This window comes from Burkholderia latens (assembly GCF_902499045.1).
Classification (GTDB): domain Bacteria; phylum Pseudomonadota; class Gammaproteobacteria; order Burkholderiales; family Burkholderiaceae; genus Burkholderia; species Burkholderia latens.
This window is the reverse complement of the sequence record NZ_CABVPL010000027.1, coordinates 20,886-40,297: the sequence shown is the minus strand read 5'-3', so window position 1 is coordinate 40,297 and position 19,412 is coordinate 20,886. Positions and strand designations below refer to the sequence as shown.

15 protein-coding genes are annotated in these 19,412 nt (G+C 69.1%); 3 read left to right on the top strand and 12 right to left on the bottom strand.

All coding sequences use genetic code 11. From position 1 onward, the window contains the following. Positions 1–128: 128 nt before the first annotated feature. A complete protein-coding gene (locus tag BSE24067_RS18820) occupies positions 129–1,640 on the bottom strand; it encodes an ammonium transporter (RefSeq protein ID WP_174904824.1) in 1,512 nt (503 codons plus the stop codon). A 33-nt stretch (positions 1,641–1,673) separates the two neighbouring features. Continuing rightward, on the bottom strand, positions 1,674–2,012 hold the full coding sequence (locus BSE24067_RS18815; RefSeq protein WP_006398175.1) for a P-II family nitrogen regulator: 339 nt from the start codon (positions 2,010–2,012) through the stop codon (positions 1,674–1,676). A 356-nt stretch (positions 2,013–2,368) separates the two neighbouring features. Here BSE24067_RS18815 and BSE24067_RS18810 point away from each other — a divergent pair, with 356 nt between their 5' ends. Both BSE24067_RS18810 and BSE24067_RS18805 read left to right on the top strand, forming a co-directional pair. Further along, positions 2,369–2,620 carry an accessory factor UbiK family protein gene (locus BSE24067_RS18810; RefSeq protein WP_040142145.1) on the top strand — a complete coding sequence of 84 codons (252 nt, stop codon included), beginning with the start codon at positions 2,369–2,371 and terminating at the stop codon, positions 2,618–2,620. 271 nt (positions 2,621–2,891) lie between these two features. After that, complete coding sequence (locus BSE24067_RS18805; protein WP_174904823.1) at positions 2,892–4,532, top strand: YifB family Mg chelatase-like AAA ATPase; 1,641 nt, start codon at positions 2,892–2,894, stop codon at positions 4,530–4,532. A 333-nt stretch (positions 4,533–4,865) separates the two neighbouring features. On the opposite strand, the gene BSE24067_RS18800 is transcribed toward BSE24067_RS18805, so the two are convergent. After that, complete coding sequence (locus tag BSE24067_RS18800) at positions 4,866–5,438, bottom strand: hypothetical protein (RefSeq protein WP_151066937.1); 573 nt, start codon at positions 5,436–5,438, stop codon at positions 4,866–4,868. A gap of 163 nt (positions 5,439–5,601) precedes the next feature. On the opposite strand from BSE24067_RS18800, the gene BSE24067_RS18795 reads away from it, so the two are divergent. Further along, on the top strand, positions 5,602–6,138 hold the full coding sequence (locus tag BSE24067_RS18795) for a peroxiredoxin family protein (RefSeq protein WP_151066936.1): 537 nt from the start codon (positions 5,602–5,604) through the stop codon (positions 6,136–6,138). Positions 6,139–6,223: 85 nt separating this feature from the next. On the opposite strand, the gene BSE24067_RS18790 is transcribed toward BSE24067_RS18795, so the two are convergent. From BSE24067_RS18790 to BSE24067_RS18750, 9 genes are all read right to left on the bottom strand, one after another. Next, positions 6,224–7,579, bottom strand: coding sequence for a sigma-54-dependent transcriptional regulator (locus tag BSE24067_RS18790; RefSeq protein ID WP_151066939.1), 1,356 nt, complete (start codon positions 7,577–7,579; stop codon positions 6,224–6,226). An 87-nt stretch (positions 7,580–7,666) separates the two neighbouring features. Beyond that, positions 7,667–9,676 carry a sensor histidine kinase gene (locus tag BSE24067_RS18785; RefSeq protein WP_151066935.1) on the bottom strand — a complete coding sequence of 670 codons (2,010 nt, stop codon included), beginning with the start codon at positions 9,674–9,676 and terminating at the stop codon, positions 7,667–7,669. A gap of 4 nt (positions 9,677–9,680) precedes the next feature. Further along, on the bottom strand, positions 9,681–10,970 hold the full coding sequence (locus BSE24067_RS18780; protein WP_151066934.1) for a dicarboxylate/amino acid:cation symporter: 1,290 nt from the start codon (positions 10,968–10,970) through the stop codon (positions 9,681–9,683). A 356-nt stretch (positions 10,971–11,326) separates the two neighbouring features. Continuing rightward, the gene (locus BSE24067_RS18775; protein WP_151066933.1) at positions 11,327–13,012 is read right to left on the bottom strand and encodes a cation acetate symporter; all 1,686 of its coding nucleotides are present in this window, start codon (positions 13,010–13,012) and stop codon (positions 11,327–11,329) included. A 13-nt stretch (positions 13,013–13,025) separates the two neighbouring features. Next, entirely contained in the window at positions 13,026–13,331 is a 306-nt protein-coding gene (locus tag BSE24067_RS18770; RefSeq protein WP_151066932.1) for a DUF485 domain-containing protein, read from the bottom strand. A gap of 97 nt (positions 13,332–13,428) precedes the next feature. After that, on the bottom strand, positions 13,429–14,634 hold the full coding sequence (locus BSE24067_RS18765; protein ID WP_151066931.1) for a CaiB/BaiF CoA transferase family protein: 1,206 nt from the start codon (positions 14,632–14,634) through the stop codon (positions 13,429–13,431). Between the two features lie 30 nt (positions 14,635–14,664). Then, entirely contained in the window at positions 14,665–15,810 is a 1,146-nt protein-coding gene (locus tag BSE24067_RS18760) for an acyl-CoA dehydrogenase family protein (protein WP_151066930.1), read from the bottom strand. A gap of 14 nt (positions 15,811–15,824) precedes the next feature. After that, the gene (locus BSE24067_RS18755; protein WP_151066929.1) at positions 15,825–17,027 is read right to left on the bottom strand and encodes an acyl-CoA dehydrogenase family protein; all 1,203 of its coding nucleotides are present in this window, start codon (positions 17,025–17,027) and stop codon (positions 15,825–15,827) included. A 28-nt stretch (positions 17,028–17,055) separates the two neighbouring features. Next, positions 17,056–19,191, bottom strand: a complete 2,136-nt coding sequence (locus BSE24067_RS18750) for a 3-hydroxyacyl-CoA dehydrogenase NAD-binding domain-containing protein (protein ID WP_151066928.1) — start codon at positions 19,189–19,191, stop codon at positions 17,056–17,058. Positions 19,192–19,412: the final 221 nt, after the last annotated feature.

The window sequence follows — 19,412 nt, the reverse complement described above, 5'->3', positions numbered from 1 at the left end:
TGAAGGGTTATCCGCTACGGCAGCGCGCGGCAGGAGAAAAAAAGCCCGCCGGGTGGGCGGGCCGAAGTCGCTGCGCTCATTCGGTGCGGGCGCCGTCTGCGCGGCGGCCCGCCGTTCGATCGCGTTACTTATTCGACATGCTCGCCGTGCAGGATCACGTCGAGACCTTCGCGCTCTTCCTCTTCGGTCACGCGCAGGCCGATCGTCAGGTCGATCAGCTTCAGCAGCACGAAGCTCAGCACGCCGCTGTAGACCAGCGTGATCAGCACGCCCTTCGCCTGCAGCAGCAGGCTGCCGTCGAAACCGCCGATGTCCTTGACCGCGAACACGCCGGTCAGCAGCGCGCCGAGGATCCCGCCCACGCCGTGCACGCCGAACGCATCGAGCGAATCGTCGTAGCCGAGCTTCGACTTGAGCCACGTTGCCGACCAGAAGCAGATCACGCCCGCCGCGATGCCGATCACGAGCGCGCCCGCCACGCCGACGAAGCCGGCTGCCGGCGTGATCGCGACGAGACCCGCGACCGCGCCCGACACGATGCCGAGCACCGACGGCTTGCCCTTCGCGATCCATTCCGCAAACATCCAGCCGAGCGCCGCGCACGCCGTCGCGACTTGCGTCGTCAGCATCGCGAAGCCCGCACGGCCGTCGGCCGCAACCGCCGAACCCGCGTTGAAACCGAACCAGCCGACCCACAGCATCGAGCCGCCGATCATCGTCAGCACCAGATTGTGCGGCGCCATCGATTCGCGGCCGTAGCCGACGCGCTTGCCGAGCACGAGGCACGACATCAGGCCCGCGATGCCGGCGTTGATGTGCACGACCGTGCCGCCCGCGAAGTCGAGCACGCCGTCCGCCGACAGCCAGCCGGTCGGCTCCCACACCATGTGCGCGATCGGCACGTAGACGATCAGCGACCAGAGCGTCATGAACACGAGCATCGCCGAGAACTTCATCCGGTCGGCGAACGCGCCGCAGATCAGCGCCGGCGTGATGATCGCGAACGTCATCTGGTACACGAAGTAGACCGATTCCGGAATCGTCGACGCGAGATGGCTGACGGTCAGCGTGGTCGCCTTGTCGCCCTTGATGTAGTTCATCCCGTGCAGGAACACGCGCGACAGGCCGCCGATGAAGCCGTTGCCCGGCGTGAACGCGAGGCTGTAGCCGACCACCGTCCACAGCACCGTGATCAGCGCGGTGATCGCGAAGCTCTGCATCACGGTCGCGAGCACGTTCTTCTTGCGGACCATGCCCGCGTAGAACAGCGCGAGGCCGGGGACCGTCATGAACAGCACGAGCGCGGTGGACGTGAGCATCCACGCGGTGTCGCCGGCGCTGATCTTGGACGAATCGACGGAGAACGGCGCGGTCGGTGCAGCCGGTGCGGCCGGCGCGGACGCGGCGGCGGCAGCCGATGCGTCGGCGGCGCCCGAAGCGGGTGCGGCGGCAGCGGCAGGTGCCGATGCGTCAGTGGCGGCCGGCGCCGACGCCGCCGGCGCGGATGCCGTTGCGTCGGAAGCCGTTGCAGCGGGCGCGGACGCAGCCGCGGCGGAAGCCGCGTCGTCGGCGAGCGCGGAGCCAACGCCGGCCGCGATCAGCGAGCCGGCCATCAGCAGGGACATCAGAAGTTTGCGCATCTCAGGTTTCCTCTTGTCGCTTGTCTTTGTCTGTTACAGCGCGTCAGCGCCTGTCTCCCCGGTCCGGATCCGGATCACCTGCTCGATCGGCGTGACGAAAATCTTCCCGTCGCCGATCTTGCCGGTGCGTGCGGCCCGCTCGATCGCCTCGACCGCCTGGTCGACGAGATCGTCGGACACGGCCGCCTCGATCTTCATCTTCGGCAGGAAATCGACCACGTATTCGGCGCCCCGGTACAGCTCGGTGTGCCCCTTCTGGCGGCCGAACCCTTTCACCTCGGTCACCGTGATGCCGGAGACGCCGAGCGCGGACAGCGCTTCGCGGGTCTCATCGAGCTTGAACGGCTTGATGATTGCGGTAATCAGTTTCATGAAGTCCTCTCGCTGGGTGGTCCCGTCGAATTGGTTGGAATGTTGTAACGGTTCTCTTCTCAGCAACTCGCATGCCATGTTTGCGTAACGACCGTGTCGAATGGCTTCGAAGCGGGGTCGCATCGCGCGTTGAAAGGTGCGGAAGCCCGGCCGAATGGCCAACGTGGGCCCGCTTTGCTGGCGCGCCGAAAGGATCGTTGCTAGAGTGCACGCACGTCCCGGCTCACCGGGCCATTCACCCATGCGGGCGCCATGCCCGGATTTCGCGCCACGGGCGCACCATTTCCGGTCATGCGTGCATCATGGGCACGTACGCAACTGAAGATGCACATTTTTTGTGCAAGGAAGGAAATCTCATGAAGCAACCCAGCGATGTTTTCAACGACCTGCAGTCGCGCGTCAGCGACCTGCTGAAAAACTCGCCGGCCAAGGATGTCGAGCGCAACGTGAAGGCCATGCTGTCGCAAGGCTTCTCGAAGCTCGATCTCGTCACGCGCGAGGAGTTCGACACGCAGGCACAGGTGCTCGCCCGCACCCGCGTGCGTCTCGAGGAACTCGAGAAGCGCGTCGCCGAACTCGAGCAACGGCTCGCCGCATCCCAGGCCTGACGCCCCACCCGGCCTGACGGTCCGGGCGCTGGCCGCCTCGTGCGGCCAGCGCCTGCTCCGCGGCAGTCGGGAAGCGTTCCGGCCCGCCGTTCCGTCGTTCTTCGCTGTTCCTCCGCTCTTCGCTGTTCGTCGTTCTTCGCGGTCCCTCGCTCTTCGCTGTTCGTCGTTCTTTCCCGCGCCACGCCGGCACGCGCGCACCCATTCCTCCGATTCCCGCGGCATGCGGCCCCGATCGCCGCTGCCCGACCGATTCATTTACAGGAGCCTCGCCATGTCGCTCGCCGTGGTGCGCAGCCGCGCGCCGGCGGCCGGCCGCGCGCCGGACGTCACCGTCGAAGTCCATCTCGCCAACGGATTGCCGTCGTTCTCGATCGTCGGCCTGCCCGATCTCGAAGTCCGCGAAAGCCGCGAGCGCGTGCGCGCCGCGCTGCAGAACTGCGGATTCGACTTCCCCGTGAGGCGCATTACCGTCAACCTCGCGCCGGCCGACCTGCCGAAGGAGTCGGGCCGCTTCGACCTGCCGATCGCGCTCGGCATCCTCGCGGCGAACGGCCAGATCCCGGCCGACGCGCTGGCCGGCCGCGAATTCGCGGGCGAACTGTCGCTGACCGGCGCGCTGCGGCCGATGCGCGGCGCGTTCGCGATGGCGTGCGGCGCAGCCCGCGATTGGCGCGCGGGCTCCGCGGGCGCCGGCAACGGCATGGATTTCCGTTCCGATGCCGGCGTCGGCTCCGGCCTTGCTTCAATCCCGGATCGCGTCGCGACATCCGGCGCGACGGCCCCGTCGCGTCCGCCCGAGCTGTACCTTCCGCTCGACAGCGCGGCCGAGGCGGCGCTCGTGCCGGGCGTCACCGTATTCGGCGCGCCCGACCTGCCCGCGCTGTGCGCGCACCTCGCCGGTGCGCCGGACGCGCGACTCGCGCCGGTTGCCGCGCCGTGCGTCGACGGCCTGCCGGCGCCGGCCGTACCCGATCTCGCGGACGTCGTCGGCCAGCGCGGCGCCCGGCGCGCGCTGGAAGTGGCCGCCGCGGGCGGCCACCACATGCTGATGGTCGGGCCGCCGGGCGCCGGCAAGTCGATGCTCGCCGCACGGCTGCCCGGCCTGCTGCCGCCGCTGACCGACGACGAGGCGCTGACCTCCGCCGCGCTGCTTTCCGCGAGCCGGCTCGGCTTCTCGCCCGCGCAGTGGCGCCGGCGGCCATTCCGCGCGCCGCATCATTCGTCGAGCGCGGCCGCGCTGGTCGGCGGCCGCAATCCGCCGCAGCCGGGCGAGATCACGCTCGCGCACCTCGGTGTGCTGTTCCTCGACGAGCTGCCCGAATTCGACCGGCACGTGCTCGAAATGCTGCGCGAGCCGCTGGAAGCCGGCCGCATCACGATCTCGCGCGCGGCGCAGCAGGCCGACTTCCCGGCCGCGTGCCAGCTGATCGCCGCGATGAATCCTTGCCCGTGCGGCTGGCACGGCGATCCGTCCGGACGCTGCCGCTGTACGCCCGACGTCGCGACGCGCTACCTGCGCAAGCTGTCCGGGCCGCTGCTCGACCGGATCGACATCCAGATCGATCTGCCCGCGCTGTCGCCGGCCGAACTCGCGTCGCGCGCAACGGCCCCCGGCGAGCCGAGCGCCGCGGTCGCCGCGCGGGTCGCGCGCGCGCGTGCGCTGCAGCTCGACCGACAAGGCAAGACGAATCACATGCTGAGCGGCCGCGAAACCGACGACCTGTGCAGGCCGACCGACGACGGCGAGCGGCTGCTGCGCGAGGCCGGCGAGCGGTTCGGCTGGTCGGCGCGCGCGTATTTCCGCGTGCTGAAGGTCGCGCGGACGATTGCCGACTTGGCCGGCGACCCGTTGCCGACGGCCGCGCAGATCGCCGAGGCGATTCGCTACCGGCGCGCGCTGACGGCGCTGTAAGCGCCGTCGGGGGCCAAAATACGGCTGTCAAGACTTGACTTATGCACAATTTCGCGAATCCGGCACGCCAGCGCGGGCCGCCGACACCGTTTGATCGCGAATTCGCTATCCCTTTGTTTCGATTGATTTTTATGAAAAGGGCCGGAAGCTGTCAAAAATGCCGGAAGGCCGTCCGGCGCGGCTGTGCGGGCGATCGGGCGGACTTTTCAACAAAGTTATCCACATGCGCTGTGGATAGCAGAAAAATCCCCGCAAAATCCGGTGATTAGCGTCGAAAGCTGCGAATGAACTTTCAGTTGGCACAGCGTGTCTGAGCGCCCTCGCCGGCCGCGATCAGTCGAGTTTGAACGAGCCGAAAAACTGGTCGAGCTGTTCCTGCGCGAGCGGTGCGTCGGCGATCACGACCGCCTGATACGCATGCCGGCCACGCGCGACGAGCCGCGCGACGATCGTCTTGTGCGCATGGTCGCCGCCGCTCGCCGCGCCCGCGACGCGCAACTCGAGCCCGTTTACCGCGCCGCCCGCCGCGAGCGGCACCGGCACCGCGGCCGTGCGCGGCGCGCCTTCGAGATTGCGCGACAGCCCCGTGCGCAGGAACTCGAGCGCCGCGCGCCGCGTATCGTCACGGTCGTCCGGCAGCGTCAGCGTGCCGACCGCGAATACCGCGCCGTCGACATGCGCTGCCTGCATCCGCATCGGCATCGACGCGCCGCCGACCGCTACCGGCTGATCTTCGACGGTCGGCTTCGCCGGCAGGTCGATCGTGTAGCCGGCATCGTTGTGCAGCGTGCGCCAGTCATACGACGGCGAACACGCAGCCAGCGCGGCACTCGCGCACGCGAGCGCGGCGAAGTGTCGCAGCGCATGAAAAAGGGGGCGCATCGAATCGGTGACTTCCTTCGGCATGGCAATGATGGGGACAGGCAAAGCACCCATTATCCGCCGAAGCCGGCATCCCGGATCCGCTGCCGCCGCCGCTGCACGCGCCGCATTCGCGCTAAAATGGGCGCCGAATTTCGACGTCCTTTGCATCGATCCGCGCGATCGACCGACTCCGAGAGCACCGCAGATGAACACCACGCCCCCCGCCCAGCGCCGCACCGGCCCCGTCCGCTATATCGCCGCGGCCGTCGTCGCCGCCGCGATCGCCGTCGCCGGCTTCTTCGCGTTCAACGGCAAGTCCACCGCGCCGGACGCCACGTTCACGCTGCTGTCGGGCCAGAAGGTGTCGACGGCCGGCGACCTGAAGGGCAAGGTCTACCTCGTGAACTTCTGGGCGACGAGCTGCGCGACCTGCATGCAGGAAATGCCGCAGATGGTCGAAACCTATAACCGCTTCAAGGGCCAGGGGCTCGAATTCGTCGCGGTCGCGATGAACTACGATCCGCCGATGTACGTCGCGAACTACGCGCAGACGCGACAGCTGCCGTTCAAGGTCGCGCTCGACGACGGCAGCGTCGCGAAACAGTTCGGCAACGTGCAGCTCACGCCGACGACCTTCGTCGTCGACAAGGACGGCAAGATCCTGAAGCGCTACGTCGGCGCGCCGCAGTTCGCGGAACTCGACGCGCTGCTGAAGAAGGCGCTCGACGGCAACGCGGCCTGAGCGCCGCCACCGCACGACAGGGCTCGCGGCGCCGCACACTGCGCGCTGCTCGGCAAAACGGACCGCACTGCGGTCCGTTCGTTTTTCAGCGCTCGGTTTCGCCTTTCGCCGACAGCCCGTAGCGCTTCATCTTCTCGTACAGCGTCGCCTTGCCGACGTGCAGCCGGTCGGCCGTCGCGGCGACCGCGCCGCCCGTCTGGTTCAGCGCTTCCGCGATCACCGCGCGCTCGAACTGCTCGACGCGCTCCTTCAGCGTCTGGTCGTTCTCCGCCGCGTCGCCGTTCGCGCCCGCGTCCGGCGGCATGTCGGCGACGCCGAGCACGAAGCGGTCGGCCGCGTTGCGCAGCTCGCGCACGTTGCCGGGCCAGTCGCGCTGCATCAGGCTCGCGCGCTGCCGGTCGGTCAGTACCGGCGCCGGCCGCCCGTAGCGCACGGCCGCATCGAGCATGAAATGCTCGAACAGCGGCACGATGTCCTCGCGGCGCTCGGCGAGCGGCGGCAGTGCGATCGTCACGACGTTGAGCCGGTACAGCAGGTCGCGCCGGAACGTGCCGGCCGCGACGAGCTCGCTCATGTCGCCCTTCGCGGCCGCGACGACGCGGCAGTTCACGCGGATCGGCTGATTCGAGCCGAGCCGCTCGAGCACGCCGTCCTGCAGCACGCGCAACAGCTTCACCTGCAGCGCGAGCGGCATGCTTTCGATCTCGTCGAGGAACAGCGTGCCGCCGGACGCGTATTCGAGCTTGCCGACGCGCCGCTTCGCGGCACCGGTGAACGCGCCGGGCTCGTAGCCGAACATCTCCGACTCGAACATCGGCTCGGGCAGCGCGCCGCAGTTCACCGCGATGAACGGCTTGTCGCGGCGCGGAGACAACTCGTGCAGGCTGCGCGCGATCAGCTCCTTGCCGGCGCCGGTGTCGCCGTTGATCAGCACCGATGCGTCGGTGGGCGCGACGTTCGCGATCAGCTTGCGCACCTGTTCGATCGCCGGACTGCGGCCGATGATGCGCGGCGCGACGATGTTCTGCCCGGCCAGCTCGCGCCGCAGCGCATGGTTCTCGAGCACGAGCTCGCGCCGCTCGAGCGCGCGGCGCACCGTCTCGATCAGCCGCTCGGCCGCGAACGGCTTTTCGATGAAGTCGTACGCGCCGTCGCGCATCGCCTGCACGGCCATCGAGATGTCGCCGTGGCCGGTGACGAGGATCACCGGCACGTCGGGCACGCGTTCGCGGCACTGCGCGAGCAGGTCGAGCCCGCTCGCGCCGGGCAGCCGGATGTCGCTGACGATCACGCCGGCGGTTTCCGCGACGATCGCCTTGTCGGCCGCCTCGGCCGATTCGAACCCGGCGACGTCGAACCCCGCGAGCTGGAGGCTCTGCACGCTCGCCCGGCGAACGAGCGCATCGTCTTCGATATAGATCACTTGCAGCCGGTTGGCCATCGTAGTCATTTGCTCCTGACAGGCCGCGGCACGACTGCGCGCGGCTCTCGTTGATGCCGGTCATGCGACCGGGGTCGCGGCGGGCCGCTAGCGCGAGCCCGCCGGCTCGGACACGGCGTCCGGATGATGCGTGCGCGCGCGCCGCAGCGTCAAGACGAACAGCGCGCCGCCGGACGGTGCGTTGCGCGCGGTCAGCGCGCCGCCCGCGTCGCTCGCGATCGACGACGAGATCGCGAGGCCAAGCCCGAGCCCGCGCCCCATTTCCTTGGTCGTGAAGAACGGTTCGAACAGGCGCGGCAACAGGTCGGGCGCGATGCCCGGACCGTTGTCGCGCACCTCGATCGCGAGCGTCGCGACGGACACCGCGACCGTCACCTCGATCGCCGGCGCCACGACGCCGGCGACCGCGTCGAGCGCGTTGCCGAGCAGGTTGATCAGCACCTGTTCGAGGCGCAGGTCCTCGCAGCGCGCGACGAGTTCCGGATAATCGAGCGCGACGTCGAGCGGCGCATCCCGCGCGGGCGACACGGTCGCATCCTGCAGCGTCAGCGTCAGCGCGACGCCGCGCAGCCGCTCGCCGAGCAGCGCCAGCACGCTGCGCAGCGCGCGCACGACGAGCGCCCGCTCGTTGCGCGGCTTCGCGCGGCCGACGAACAGCTTCAGCTGGTTCGTGATCTTGCCCATCCGCTCGGTCAGCGCCGCGATCGCTTCGAGGTTCTCGCGCGCGGCCGCCTGTTCGCCGCGATCGAGCAGCACGCGCGTGTTGTCGGAGAAGCTTCGCAACGCCGCGAGCGGCTGGTTCAGTTCATGCGTGATGCCGGCGGCCATCTGGCCGAGCGCGGCCAGCTTGCTCGCCTGAATCAGTTCGTCGTGCGCGGCGCGCAATTCCTGTTCCGCGCGGATCCGGTCGCCGACTTCCTTCTGCAACTGCTCGTTCGCTTCAGACAGATCGGCCGTGCGCTCCTCGACGCGCCGGTTCAGCTCCGCATACGCCTGCTGCAGCAGCGCGCGGCCGCGGATCATCTCGCGCACGCGCGCGCGGCGCATCCGCCAGTAGAACGCGAGCAGCGCGACCGATACGAAGCCGAACGCGGTGACGATCGTCGCGTTGCGCGCGTCGGCGTCGATCGGCGCGATCGGCGCCAGCGTGACGAGCAGCCAGTCGGGTTCGCCGATCCGCCGCTTGCTCGCGAGAAAGCGCGGCGCGCGCCGGCCGGGTCCGAGCCGCACGATCTCCGCATCGGCGCCGAGCACCTGCTCGACACGCAGCGGCAGCGGCGTGACGGGTTGCTGCGCGTACTGCCGCGTCTCGTAGATCGACGCGGCGACGGGCCCCGTCAACGGATGCAGCGTGTGGTACTTCCACGCGGGCACCGACGACAGGAACACGACGCCGTGATCGTCGGCGACGACGAGCGGCTCGGACGCGTCCGCGCCCTGGAACCATTCGAGATTGAGCTTCACGACGACGACGCCCGCGATCCGGCCGTCGCGCCACACCGGCTGCGAGATGTAATAGCCGGGATCGCGCGAGATCGTGCCGATGCCGAAGAAGCGGCCGACCTGGCCTTTCATCGCATCGATGAAATACGGGCGGAAACGGTATTCGGTGCCGACGAAGCTGTCGGGCGCGCGCCAGTTGCTCGCGGCGACGCACAGCCCGTCCGCGCCGATCACGTAGGTGACGGTCGCGTGCGCGTGCTCGTTGAGGTCTTCGAGATAGCGGTTCGCGCGCGCGGTGAAATCGGCGCGCTTCGGCTCGGCGAGCAGGTCCAGCACGTATGGATGGCTGCCGAGCAGATAGGGCAGCGATTCGTAGCGGTCGAGCGTGCTCTTCAGCGCGCTGGTGGTGCGGTCGACGCGCACCGCGGCGTTGCGCTGCAGCTCGGCGACGCCGCGCTGCCAGGTGAGGGTCCACGTCAGCGCGCAAGCCGCCGCGAGCGCGACGGCAAGCACGACGAGGATGAACAGGCGGCGCTTCACGGACGAGGCTTCCTGGCGATGCGGATCGCCTATTGTGTCATAGGGCTCCGCATCGATGCCCAGGCCGCCGCGCGGCGCACTGCCCGCGGGCGGTGCCGCCGCCTGCTCGTTCATCGCGTCAGACGCCGGCCGTCTCGGTCGGCGCGACTTCGCCGCCGCCCTTCAGCGCGTCGCGCAGCTTGTTGCGGTCGAGCTCCTTTTCCCAGGCCGACACGACGACGGTCGCGACACCGTTGCCGATGATGTTCGTCAGCGCTCGGCATTCGCTCATGAAGCGGTCGATGCCGAGGATCAGCACCATGCCCGACAGCGGAATCGTCGGCACCACCGCCAGCGTCGCGGCGAGCGTGATGAAGCCCGCGCCCGTGACGCCGCTCGCGCCCTTCGACGTCAGCATCGCGACCGCGAGCAGCGTGAGCTGCTGCATCCACGTCAGTTCGATGTTGGTCGCCTGCGCGATGAACAGCACGGCCATCGTCATGTAGATGTTGGTGCCGTCGAGGTTGAACGAGTAGCCGGTCGGCACGACGAGGCCGACGACCGAGCGCGAGCAGCCGGCCTTCTCGAGCTTTTCCATCAGCTGCGGCAGCGCGGCTTCCGACGAGCTCGTGCCGAGCACGATCAGCAGCTCTTCCTTGATGTACGACACGAAGCGGATGATCGAGAAGCCGGTGAAGCGTGCGATCGCACCGAGCACGACGAGCACGAACACGACGGACGTCAGGTAGAACGTGCCGATCAGCTTGAGCAGCGGCACCAGCGAGCCGACGCCGTACTTGCCGATCGTGAACGCCATCGCGCCGAACGCGCCGATCGGCGCCAGCTTCGTGACGATGTGCACGATGCCGAACAGCACGCGCGTCAGGCCGTCGATGAAGTCCGTCACGACCTTGCCGCGCTCGCCGAGGTGCGCGAGCACGCTGCCGAACAGCAGCGCGATCAGCAGGATCTGCAGGATTTCGCCCTGCGCGAACGCGTCGACCATCGTGTTCGGGATGATGTGCATCAGGAAGTCGACCGTCGACTGTCCGTGCGCCTTCGCCGCGTACGATGCGACGGCCTTGCCGTCGAGCGTCGCCGGATCGATGTTGAAGCCGACGCCCGGACGCAGCAGGTGCGTGGCCGCGAGGCCGAGCAGCAGCGCGAAGGTCGACACGATCTCGAAGTACAGCAGCGCCTTGCCGCCGACGCGGCCGACCTTCTTCATGTCCTCCATGCCGGCGATGCCGGTGACGACCGTACAGAAGATGATCGGACCGATCACCATCTTGATCAGCTTGATGAAGCCGTCGCCGAGCGGTTTCATGTCGGTGGCGATCGACGGGTAGAAGTGGCCGAGGATCACGCCGACGATGATGGCGAAGATCACCTGCACATAGAGCACTTTGTAGAAGGGTTTCTTCTTCACGATGGTTCCTGCTGAAGTAGATGAGCCGGTGGAAACGGCGTCACGCGCGCAGGCGGAGGTCTCAGGGGAAAGGCCGCTCGCCTGCGCGGCTGCCGTGCCGCAACAAGCGATGCCTCAAGACATCCGGAGGGGGTGGAAGGCATTGGTCATCGATTGTCTCCTTGATGTAGTAGTCGGGCCGCGGGGGACGGCCGTGCCTTCCATAGTGCAAGGTCGATGCCAGGTTTCCGAAACCCGTCAAGCCGTTGTTTTCATTGTATTTCTCATAATGCGGCAGGCAAGGAAATCCGGGATTCCGGATTTCCGGAAAATATCCGTCCGGCGATCCGGACGCATGCGCCGTTTCATCGGATGAATCAGTGCTGGACCGCGCGGCTCGCCAGCACGCCCGTCTGCGCGTAGAACTCCTGCTGCTCGAACGCGTCGCGCTCGCGGCGTGCGCGCTCGCCGCGGTCGGCGAGCGAGCCGACGACGATCCCGGCGAACGCGAGCGGCACCGACACCAGCGCCGGGTTGTCGAGAAACACCGGCGCATGCGCGTGGTGGAGCACGTCGACCCACACCGACTTCGACAGCACCGTGAGCGCGACCGCCGACACGAGGCCGAGGCCGCCGCCGAGCACCGCGCCGCGCGTCGTCATCCCGCGCCAGAAGATCGACATCGCGAGCACCGGGAAATTCGCGCTCGCGGCCACCGCCGCGACGAGCCCGACCATGAACGCGACGTTCACGTGCTCGAACAGGATCGACAGCGCGATCGCGATGGCCGACAGCCCGATCGTCGCCGCGCGCGAAATGCGCATTTCCAGCCGTTCGTCGGGCTTGCCGCGCGCCCACATCTGCGCGTACAGGTCGTGCGAGATCGTCGTCGCGCCGGCGAGCGTCAGCCCGGCGACCACGGCGAGGATCGTCGCGAACGTGACGGCCGCGATGAACCCGTAGAACCAGTTGCCGCCGACCGCCTGCGCGAGCTTCACGGCGACCATGTTCGAGCCGCCGAGCAGGTCGTGCGTGAGGTTGAACGTGCCGTTCGCGCCGAGCCGGAAGAATTCCGGATGCTGCGCGAGCAGCACGATCGCCGAGAAGCCGATCACGAACGTCAGCAGATAGAAGTAGCCGATGAAGCCGGTCGCGTACAGCACCGACTTGCGCGCCTCCTTCGCGTTCGGCACCGTGAAGAAGCGCATCAGGATGTGCGGAAAGCCGGCCGTGCCGAACATCAGCGCGATGCCGAGCGACAGCGCGTTGGCCGGATCGCGGATCAGCTTGCCGGGCCCCATGATCGACAGCGCGCCCGGATGCACGGCCACCGCGCGGCGGAACATCTCGTCGACGCTGAAGCCGAATTCGCCGAGCGCGAGCAACGCGAGCAGCGTCGCGCCGGCGAGCAGCAGCACGGCCTTGATCACCTGCACCCAGGTCGTCGCGGTCATCCCGCCGAAGAACACGTAGACGACCATCAGCACGCCGACGATCAGCTCGGCGGTGCCGTACGACAGCCCGAACAGCAGCTGGATCAGCTTGCCCGCGCCGACCATCTGCACGACGAGGTACAGCACGACGATCGTCAGCGCGTTCGCGGACGTCAGCAGCCGGATCGGCCGCTGCGCGAAGCGGTACGCGACGACGTCGACGAACGTGAACTTGCCGAGATTGCGCAGCGGTTCGGCGATCAGGAACATCACGAACGGCCAGCCGACCAGGAAGCCGATCGAGTAGATCAGCCCGTCGAAGCCGAACATGAACACCATCCCCGACAGCCCGAGGAACGACGCGGCCGACATGTAGTCGCCCGCGATCGCGAGCCCGTTCTGCAGCCCGGTGATGCCGCCGCCCGCCGTGTAGAAGTCGCGCGCCGAGCGCGTGCGGCGTGCGGCCCAGCGCGTGAGCGCGAGCGTCGCGAACACGAACGCGAAGAACATCGCGATCGCGACCGGGTTCAGCTCGACCTTGTCGGGCATCGGCCCCGCGACGCCGGTCGCATGGGCGGTGGAGGACACGAGCGCGGCCAGCGCGCCGAGGGCGCCCGAAATGATTCGCATGGCGGCCTCCGTCTCACGAACGCTGCAGGATCGCGTCGACGCGGCGGTCGAACGCACGGTTCGCGCGCAGCACGTAGCACGCGGTGAGGCCGATCGCGATCAGGATGATCGCGACGCCCGCGGCGATTCCGACCGTCGTCGTCGCGCCGCGGTACAGCGGCGCGGCCAGCACGTGCGGCGCGAGCGCGACGAGCAGGATGAAGCCGTAGTACGTGGCGATCATCAGCGCCGTCAGCGCGAAGCTGAAGCGGCGCCGCGCACGCACGAGCTGCTGGTAGTCACGGCGCGCCGTGACCGATTCGATGACGGAAAGCTCCATGGTGTCTCCAATATTCTCTCGTCGTTTGGCGACGCGTGTCTCGTGGATGATCGGCGCGCTTCCCCAGCTCCGCCCGCGCCGCGGCGGAACCAGCGATCTACACGATGCGATCGGCCCGCAGCCGCGCGACGTCCTCGGCCGACATTCCGAGCCAGCCGCCGAGCACGTCGTCCGTATCGGCGCCGAGCACCGGCGGCGCGCCGCGCACCGGCAGCCGCGCGCCGTCGAAGCGATACGGCGGCGCGAGCACGTCGACGCCGCCCGCGACCGGATGCGGCTGCCGCGTGACGAGCCCCGCGCGGGTCGCGCGCTCCGACGTCAGCGCGTCGTGCAGCCCGAGCACTTCGCCGCACGGAATGCCGGCCCCGGCGAGCGCCGCGAGGAGCATCGCGCGCGGCCGCCGCGCGAGTTCGCGGCGGATCTCCGGCAGCAGCGCGGCGCGGTGTTCGGAACGGCCGAGGTTGCTCTTGTAGCGTTCGTCCGCGGCGAGATCGGGCCGCCCGATCGCGTCGCAGAAGCGCGCGAACTGCGTGTTGTTGCCGACCGTGATCACGAGCGGGCCGTCGGCCGCGTCGAACACGCCGTACGGGACGATCGACGGATGCGCATTGCCGTAGCGCGGCGGATCCTCGCCCATCAGCAGCGCGTCGAGCCCGTAGTACGCTGTGATCATCAGCCCGCAATCGAACAGCGCCATCTCGATGCGCCGCCCGCGGCCCGTCGCGTGGCGCTCGTACAGCGCGGCGAGAATCGCCTGCGCCGAATACATGCCGGTGAACAGGTCGACCGCCGCGACGCCGAACTTCAGCGGCGGCTGGCCGGCCTCGCCGTTCAGCGCCATCAGTCCGGCCTCGCCCTGCACGACGAGGTCGTAGCCGGGCCGCGCGGCCTCCGGGCCCGAGCGGTCGTAGCCGGAGATCGCGCAATGCACGAGCCCCGGATTCAGCTCGGCGAGCGCGTCGTAGCCGAGCCCGAGCTTCTCCGCGCCGCCGCACTTGAAGTTGTGGATCAGCACGTCGGCGTGCGCGGCCAGCTCGCGTGCGATGCGCTGCCCTTCGTCCGTCTGCAGGTCGACGCAGATCGACCGCTTGCTGCGGTTCACGCTGTTGAAGTACGTCGTCTCCGTGTTGCCGATCCGCAGCCCCCAGTCGCGCGTGTCGTCGCCGCGCGCCGGATGCTCGACCTTGATCACTTCCGCGCCGAAATCGGCGAGCACCATCGCGCTCCACGGGCCCGCGAGCACGCGCGAGAAATCGAGCACCTTCACGCCGGCCAAAGGCAGCGCGCGCGTGTCGTTCGTCATCGTTGTCTCCTCCATTCGCGACGTGCGCCTTTACCGTTTCGACAGCGAGATATAGCGCGCGAGATGGTGATCCTCGTCGCCGAGCTGGTGATCGATCATCACGAGCCGCTTCGCGTAGTGCGACAACGGCAGCTCCCACGTCATCCCGATCCCGCCGTGCAGCTGGATGCTTTCTTCCGCGACGAGCGTGCCGATCCGGCCGACGCTGTACTTGGCCGCCGCGAGCGCGCGCTCGCGCACCGCGCGCGGCGCATCGAGCTGCGCAGCCGCGTTGATCACCGCCGAGCGCGCCTGCTCGACTTCGAGCAGCAGGTCCGCCATCCGGTGCTGCAGCGCCTGGAAGCTGCCGATCGGCATCCCGAACTGCCTGCGCGTGCGCAGATAGTCGAGCGTCGCTTCCTTCGCGACGTCCATCGCGCCGAGCGCTTCGGCCGACAGCGCGAGCAGCCCGTAGCCGAGCACGCGTTCGAGCAACGCCGCGCCTGCTTCGTCGCCCTCCGTCGCCGACACGCCGAGCGCGGCGTCGGCCGGCAGCGCGACGCGCTCGAAGCGCACTTCGGCCGCGCGGCCGCCGTCGATCTTCCGGTAGTCGCGCAGCGACACGCCCGGCGCATCGGCCGGCACGACGAACAGGCCGATGCCGGCCGCGTCGTCGTCACGGCCGGACACGCGCGCGCTGACGACGAAGAACGCCGCCTGCGCGGCCTGGTCGACGACGCCCTTCGCGCCCGTCAGCACCCAGCCGCCGCCGGCTCGCTCGGCGCGCGTGCGCACGGTGGTCAGTTCGTAGTGCGAGCCCGGCTCGTCGTGCGCAAACGCGGCGCTCGCGCTGCCGTCGATCAGCGCGGCGAGCCGCGCACGATGCGCGTCGCCGCCGGCGAGCGCGAGCGCACGCCCCGCGAGCAACGCGCCGAGAAACGGCTCGACGACGAGCCCGCGCCCGACGCATTCGAACACCACCGCGATGTCGAAGCCCGCGCCGCCGAAGCCGCCGTCCGCTTCGGCAAACAGTGCGCCGATCGCGCCGAGCTCGGCGAAGCGCCGCCACATCGTGCGGTCGAAGCCTTCGGCCGACTGCGCGATGCGGTCGCGCACCGGGAACGCGTATCGTTCGGCGATGAAGCGGTTCAACGTGTCCGCCAGCATCCGCCGGTCTTCCGTGTGCTGAAAATCCATCGTCGCGCTCCCCGTTACAGCCCGAGCATCATCTTCGCGATGATGTTCTTCTGGATCTCGTTCGAGCCGCCGAAGATCGACAGCTTGCGGTTGTTGAAGTACTGCTGCGCGGCGCTCGCGGCTTCGGCCGGGCCGACCGGTTCGCTGCCCGCCGCATGGCCGGCGTCGAGCGCGTCATCGATGAACGGCACCGCGTACGGCCCCATCGCGCGGCGCATCAGCGCGGTGATTTCCTGGCGGATCTGCGTGCCGCGGATCTTCAGCATCGAGCTTTCCGCGCCCGGCACGCCGCCGCCTGCGACCGCCGCCAGCACGCGCAGGTTCGTCGTGCGCATGTTCTCGAGTTCGATCTCGACGCGCGCGACGCGGGCCGCGAAGAACGGATCGTCCGCGAGCGGGCGGCCGTTCTTCGTGACCTTCGCGGCAACCGCACGCAGCCGTTCGAGCGCGGCCGTCGAGAAGCCGATCCCGGCGATGTTGGTGCGCTCGTACGTGAGCAGGTATTTCGCGCAGGTCCAGCCGCGGTTCTCTTCGCCGACGAGGTTCTCCACCGGCACGCGCACGTCGGTGAAGAACACTTCGTTCACTTCGTGCTCGCCGTCGAGCGTGATGATCGGGCGCACTTCGACGCCCGGCGTGCTCATGTCGATCAGCAGGAAGCTGATGCCCTCCTGCTTGCGCACGTCGGTCGCGGTGCGCACGAGGCAGAAGATCATGTTCGCGTAGTGGCCGAGCGTGGTCCACGTCTTCTGGCCGTTCACGACGTAGTGGTCGCCGTCGCGCACCGCCGTCGTCTTCACCGACGCGAGATCGGAGCCGGCGCCCGGCTCCGAGTAACCCTGGCACCACCAGTCGGTGCCGTCGAGAATGCGCGGCAGCCAGTGGCGCTTCTGCGCTTCGCTGCCGTACTTGATCAGCACGGGGCCGAGCATGTTCACGCCGAACGGCACGATGCGCGGCGCGCCGGCGAGCGCGCATTCGTTGTCGAACAGGAACTTCTGCGCGACGCTCCAGCCGGGGCCGCCGTACTCGCGCGGCCAGTGGCTCGCGAGCCAGCCGCGCGCGTTCAGGATCGCGTGCCATTCGCGCATGTCGTCGCGCGTCAGGTGCAGGCCGCCCTTCACCTTGCGCGCGGTGCGCTCGGGCAGTTCGGCGGCGAGGAAGCGCTGCACTTCCGTGCGGAACGCCTCCTCTTCGGGAGTGAAATTGAGGTCCATCGTGGGTCCGTTGCGAATGGGTGGGCGTTCAGTCGATGTGGTTCAGGCTCGCGAAGTTCGCGCCGCGCTCGACCAGCTCGACGAGCAGCGGCGACGGCTTCCAGAACAACGGATCTTCCTGTGCGAACGCGCGGATGTCGGCGAGCACGCTCGCGAGGCCGACCGTGTCCGCGTAGTGCATCGGGCCGCCGCGATAGCGCGGGAAGCCGTAGCCGTACAGGAACACCGCATCGACGTCGAGCGGACGCAGCGCGATCTTCTCGTGCACGACGTTCGCGCCCTCGTTGATCATCGCGGCGAGGTAGCGGCGCAGGATTTCGTCGTCGGTGAACGTGCGCGGCGTGACGCCCTTCTTCGCGCGTTCTTCGGCGACGATCGCTTCGACTTCCGGGTCGGGCGTGCCGATGCGCGCGCCGTCCGGATACACGTAGTAGCCGCGGCCCGTCTTCTGGCCGAACCAGCCGCGCTCGCACAGCCGGTCGGAAATTTCCACGTAGCGGGCGTTCGGATCGCGCGTGGCCGCGCGGCGCTTGCGGGTCGCCCAGCCGATGTCGCCGCCCGCGAGGTCGACGACCTGGAACGGCCCCATCGGAAAGCCGAAGTCGCGCACCGCGCGGTCGATCTGGTACGGCGACGCGCCGTCTTCCATCACGTAGTCGGCCGCGGTGCGGTAGACGGCGAGGATCCGGTTGCCGATGAAGCCGTCGCACACGCCGGCGCGCACCGGCGTCTTCTTCATCTGTTTCGCGAGCGCGAACGCCGTCGCGACGACATCGGCGGCAACGCGCGCCGGCACGACGATCTCGAGCAGCTTCATCACGTTCGCCGGCGAGAAGAAATGCAGCCCGATCACGTCGGCCGGCCGGTCGATGCTGGCGGCCAACTCGTCGATGTCGAGATACGACGTGTTGGTCGCAAGCACCGCGCCCGGCTTGCACACGCGCGCGAGTTCGGCGAATACGGCCTTTTTCACGGCCATGTCCTCGAACACGGCCTCGATCACGACGTCGGCCTGCGCGAGCGCGTCGTACGACGTGCTGCCCTTGAAGCGCGCGAGCCGCGCCGCGTGCGCGGCCGGCGTCATCCGGCCCTTCGCGACGAGCGCGTCGTATACCTTCTCGACGTGCGCGCGGCCGCGCGAGAGCGACGCTTCGTCGCGCTCGATCATCGTCACCGGCAGCCCGGCATCGAGCGCCGCGACCGCAATGCCGGCGCCCATCGTGCCGCCGCCGACCACGCCGATCCGCTCGACCGGCCGTGCGCTCGCGCGGCGCGCCTCGGGCGCCTTCGCGGCCTCGCGCTCCGCGAAGAATGCGTGCACGAGACCTGCGCGCTGCGGGCTGTCGAGGCATTGCAGGAACAGGCTGCGTTCGAGCTTCATCCCCGCGTCGAACGGCAGCGTGAGCGCGGCCTCGACCGCGTCGACGATCTTCGCCGGCGAGAAGAGGCCACGCGATTTCTTCGGCAGCTCCACGCGCGCCGCATCGATCGCGGCCAGCGCGGCCGCACGATCGGCGAGCCCCTGCGCGTCACGCGTGCGCCGCGGCGGCGCACCGAGCGACACGAGTTCCTGCGCGTACGCGAGCCCTTCGGCGAGCGTGTCGTCGCTGTGCGCGACGCGATCGACGAGGCCGAGCACGAGCGCCTCGTCGGCGCTCGCGTGACGGCCGGTCAGCATCAGGTCGAGCGCGGCCTTCGCGCCGATCAGCCGCGGCGCGCGCTGCGTGCCGCCGGCGCCCGGCAGCAGGCCGAGCGTCACTTCGGGGAGCCCCAGCTTCGCGCCGGGCACCGCGATCCGGTAATGCGCGGCGAGCGCGACCTCGAGGCCGCCGCCGAGCGTCGCGCCGTGCAGCGCGACCACGACCGGCTTCGCGCTCGACTCGATCCGCTCGCACACGTCGGGCAGCGACGGCGGCACCGGCGGCTTGCCGAATTCGCGGATGTCGGCGCCCGCGATGAAATTGCGGCCGGCGCCGACGATCAGCACCGCGCGGATCGTGTCGTCGGCCTGCGCGGCGTCGAGTGCGTCGGCGAGGCCGCGCCGCACGTCGGCGGACAGCGCGTTGACGGGCGGATGGTCGACCGTGACGACGAGCACCTTATCGCGCCGTTCGCGCGTGACGGTGCCGGCGGCCGAGGTTTCGGGGGAAGCAGGTGAATTCATCGTGTCTCCAGGTGCGGTGCGCCGCACGGACGTGACCGGCCGCCGCGCCGGCGGGACGCGCCGGTTCGCGAGCGTGGTCCCCGCGCGGCGGGAAACGGTCCGGCGCGGTTGCCGGGCATGATGCGATTCTCGATTGATCGAGATTCATTGACAATTCCCGCACGCTTTTACAAGCTGTCAAGTCTGACTTGACATTGAATGCTTTCGGACCGTTTCCGATC

Bases quoted from the DNA above. Each gene is read 5' to 3' on its own strand.
- BSE24067_RS18820 (WP_174904824.1), bottom strand. From the start codon at position 1,640: ATGCGCAAACTTCTGATGTCCCTGCTGATGGCCGGCTCGCTGATCGCG.
- BSE24067_RS18815 (WP_006398175.1), bottom strand. From the start codon at position 2,012: ATGAAACTGATTACCGCAATCATCAAGCCGTTCAAGCTCGATGAGACC.
- BSE24067_RS18810 (WP_040142145.1), top strand. From the start codon at position 2,369: ATGAAGCAACCCAGCGATGTTTTCAACGACCTGCAGTCGCGCGTCAGC.
- BSE24067_RS18805 (WP_174904823.1), top strand. From the start codon at position 2,892: ATGTCGCTCGCCGTGGTGCGCAGCCGCGCGCCGGCGGCCGGCCGCGCG.
- BSE24067_RS18800 (WP_151066937.1), bottom strand. From the start codon at position 5,438: ATGCCGAAGGAAGTCACCGATTCGATGCGCCCCCTTTTTCATGCGCTG.
- BSE24067_RS18795 (WP_151066936.1), top strand. From the start codon at position 5,602: ATGAACACCACGCCCCCCGCCCAGCGCCGCACCGGCCCCGTCCGCTAT.
- BSE24067_RS18790 (WP_151066939.1), bottom strand. From the start codon at position 7,579: ATGGCCAACCGGCTGCAAGTGATCTATATCGAAGACGATGCGCTCGTT.
- BSE24067_RS18785 (WP_151066935.1), bottom strand. From the start codon at position 9,676: ATGAACGAGCAGGCGGCGGCACCGCCCGCGGGCAGTGCGCCGCGCGGC.
- BSE24067_RS18775 (WP_151066933.1), bottom strand. From the start codon at position 13,012: ATGCGAATCATTTCGGGCGCCCTCGGCGCGCTGGCCGCGCTCGTGTCC.
- BSE24067_RS18770 (WP_151066932.1), bottom strand. From the start codon at position 13,331: ATGGAGCTTTCCGTCATCGAATCGGTCACGGCGCGCCGTGACTACCAG.
- BSE24067_RS18765 (WP_151066931.1), bottom strand. From the start codon at position 14,634: ATGACGAACGACACGCGCGCGCTGCCTTTGGCCGGCGTGAAGGTGCTC.
- BSE24067_RS18760 (WP_151066930.1), bottom strand. From the start codon at position 15,810: ATGGATTTTCAGCACACGGAAGACCGGCGGATGCTGGCGGACACGTTG.
- BSE24067_RS18755 (WP_151066929.1), bottom strand. From the start codon at position 17,027: ATGGACCTCAATTTCACTCCCGAAGAGGAGGCGTTCCGCACGGAAGTG.
- BSE24067_RS18750 (WP_151066928.1), bottom strand. From the start codon at position 19,191: ATGAATTCACCTGCTTCCCCCGAAACCTCGGCCGCCGGCACCGTCACG.